The organism is Thioclava sp. F42-5 (assembly GCF_002213195.1).
Classification (GTDB): Bacteria; Pseudomonadota; Alphaproteobacteria; order Rhodobacterales; family Rhodobacteraceae; genus Thioclava; species Thioclava nitratireducens.
The window spans coordinates 2501-5695 of the sequence record NZ_NBNZ01000014.1 but is presented as its reverse complement, the minus strand read 5'-3'; the positions used below and the strand labels follow the sequence as shown (position 1 = coordinate 5695).

Here is a 3195-nt window from a genome sequence, read left to right as displayed (position 1 = left end):
AACGCAAGAGACCGCCCGAAGGCGGCTGCGCAGCGTCTTGACCCGAGTTCGGTAGAATTGGTTGCGGGAGTAGGATTTGAACCTACGACCTTCAGGTTATGAGCCTGACGAGCTACCGGGCTGCTCCATCCCGCGTCCGTTGAGCTTTTGCCTTTTGTCAGGTTATGAGCCTGACGCGGCGATCGCGTTTTTCAAACTCTCGAGGAGAGTTTGTCTCGCTTGCGGGGTGCTCGATCCCGCGTTTATTCCCGAGGGCATTTAGTGTTTGCGATCGGGATTTTGTTTGTCATCGTTTTTCGAGAGATGAAGTTTTTCGTCGCTTCTTTCTAGGTTTGGCGGTGACCTACTCTCCCACGTCTTAAGACGCAGTACCATTGGCGCGACGGCACTTAACGGCCGGGTTCGGAATGGAGCCGGGTGTTTTGCTCGTGCTATGACCACCAAACCGAGGAAGAAGCGATGAAGTTCAAGTCGTACACTTTGTATTGTGCATGCTGTTTGATCGGTTACCAGAGGTCTGGCTACTACCGGATCAAATCAAGCCAATCGGGCAATTAGTACTGGTCAACTGAACGCGTTGCCGCGCTTACATCTCCAGCCTATCGACGTGGTGGTCTTCCACGGCCCTCAAGGGATACCTAGTTTTGAAGGGGGCTTCCCGCTTAGATGCTTTCAGCGGTTATCCTGTCCGGACATAGCTACCCAGCACTACCGTTGGCACGATAACTGGTCCACCAGTGGTCCGTTCACCCCGGTCCTCTCGTACTAGGGGCAACTCTTCTCAAGTATCCTACACCCACGGCAGATAGGGACCGAACTGTCTCACGACGTTCTAAACCCAGCTCACGTACCTCTTTAAACGGCGAACAGCCGTACCCTTGGGACCTGCTCCAGCCCCAGGATGAGATGAGCCGACATCGAGGTGCCAAACGATGCCGTCGATATGGACTCTTGGGCATCATCAGCCTGTTATCCCCAGAGTACCTTTTATCCGTTGAGCGATGGCCCTTCCACTCGGGACCACCGGATCACTATGGCCGACTTTCGTCTCTGCTCGACTTGTCAGTCTTGCAGTCAGGCTGGCTTCTGCCATTGCACTCAACGACCGATTTCCGACCGGTCTGAGCCAACCTTCGCGCGCCTCCGTTACACTTTGGGAGGCGACCGCCCCAGTCAAACTACCCACCACGCAGGGTCCCGGATCCCGATAAGGGACCGCGGTTAGACATCAAGCAGGCGAAGGGTGGTATCTCAAGGATGGCTCCACGGAGACTGGCGTCCCCGTTTCAAAGCCTACCACCTATCCTGCACATCACATGCCTGATGCCAGTGCGAAGCTATAGTAAAGGTTCATGGGGTCTTTCCGTCTAACCGCGGGTAGTGTGCATCTTGACACACAGTTCAATTTCGCTGAGTCCACGTTTGAGACAGCGGGGAGATCGTTACGCCATTCGTGCAGGTCGGAACTTACCCGACAAGGAATTTCGCTACCTTAGGACCGTTATAGTTACGGCCGCCGTTTACCGGGGCTTCAATTCGGAGCTTGCACTCCTCCTTTTAACCTTCCGGCACCGGGCAGGCGTCAGACTGTATACGTCGCCTTACGGCTTCGCACAGCCCTGTGTTTTAAGTAAACAGTCGCCACCCCCTAGTTTGTGCCCCCGCCCCATACTTGCGTACGAAGCGGGCCTCCTTCTCGCGAACTTACGGAGGCATTTTGCCGAGTTCCTTAAACGTGGTTCTCTCAAGCGCCTTGGTATTCTCTACCAGTCCACCTGTGTCGGTTTCGGGTACGGTCCGATAGTGGGGCTATTTCCAGGAACCTGTTGGCTGCCCGATCAATCCGATAAGATCGAACAACGGCTCAGATCCGTCACCACCACATGGCCCAGGAATATTAACCTGGTTCCCATCGACTACGCCTTTCGGCCTCGCCTTAGGGGCCGGCTTACCCTGCTCAGATTAGCTTTAAGCAGGAACCCTTGGACTTTCGGCGACAGGGTCTCTCACCCTGTTTGTCGCTACTCATGTCAACATTCTCACTTCTGATCACTCCACCGGATGCCTTACGGCCCGGCTTCACAGTCAGAACATTGCCTCCAATATCCCCGAGGGGAGTAAGGAGGCAGCGTTCTATATCACAGAACGCTCCGCTACCACGCACATCACTGTGCATCCAAAGCTTCGGCTCATGGCTTGAGCCCCGTTACATCTTCGCCGCAAGACCTCTTGACTAGACCAGTGAGCTGTTACGCTATCTTTAAAGGATGGCTGCTTCTAAGCCAACCTCCTGGTTGTTTTGGAAGTCTCACATGCTTTCCCACTTAGCCATGAATTGGGGGCCTTAGCTGTTGGTCAGGGTTGTTTCCCTCTCCACGACGGACGTTAGCACCCGCCGTGTGTCTGCCGATCAGTTCTTCCCGGTATTCGGAGTTTGCTTAGACTCAGTAAGGCTGTGGGCCCCCATCATCCATGCAGTGCTCTACCCCCGGGAGAATACAATCGACGCGCTACCTAAATAGCTTTCGCGGAGAACCAGCTATCTCCAGATTTGATTGGCCTTTCACCCCTAGCCACACGTCATCCGGACCCTTTTCAACGGGTGTCGGTTCGGCCCTCCAGTGAGTGTTACCTCACCTTCAGCCTGCACATGGCTAGATCATCTGGTTTCGGGTCTGATCCATCGAACTAAATTCGCCCTGTTAAGACTCGCTTTCGCTACGCCTACACCTAACGGCTTAAGCTTGCTCGATAGACCAAGTCGTTGACCCATTATACAAAAGGTACGCCGTCAGAGCTCGAGGCTCCTCCGACTGCTTGTAGGCGTCCGGTTTCAGAAACTGTTTCACTCCCCTCGTCGGGGTGCTTTTCACCTTTCCCTCACGGTACTGGTTCGCTATCGGTCAGTAAGGAGTACTTAGCCTTCGAGGGTGGTCCCCCGATCTTCAGACAGGATTACACGTGTCCCGCCCTACTTAATACGTCCAATTGAACTTCCCATACGGGGCTGTCACCCGCTCTGGCTGATCTTTCCAGATCATTCTGGTCATTCTCATGGCTCGGCTGGTCCGCGTTCGCTCGCCACTACTAGCGGAGTATCTGTTGATTTCCTTTCCTCCGGGTACTTAGATGTTTCAGTTCCCCGGGTTCGCTCTTATAACCCTATGTATTCAGGTTAAAAGTACCTGTTTTGGA

The 3195-nt window shown here is 54.1% G+C and carries 1 tRNA gene and 2 rRNA genes (1 of these 3 running past the window's edge); all 3 read right to left on the bottom strand.

Annotation, left to right across the window (positions count from 1 at the left end):
• Positions 1-58 precede the first annotated feature (58 nt).
• Positions 59-135, bottom strand: a tRNA-Met gene (locus B6V74_RS18625).
• 195 nt (positions 136-330) lie between these two features.
• Positions 331-445, bottom strand: a 5S ribosomal RNA gene (rrf, locus tag B6V74_RS18620).
• An 88-nt stretch (positions 446-533) separates the two neighbouring features.
• Positions 534-3195: ribosomal RNA gene (locus B6V74_RS18615) — 23S ribosomal RNA — on the bottom strand (it continues 171 nt past the right edge of the window).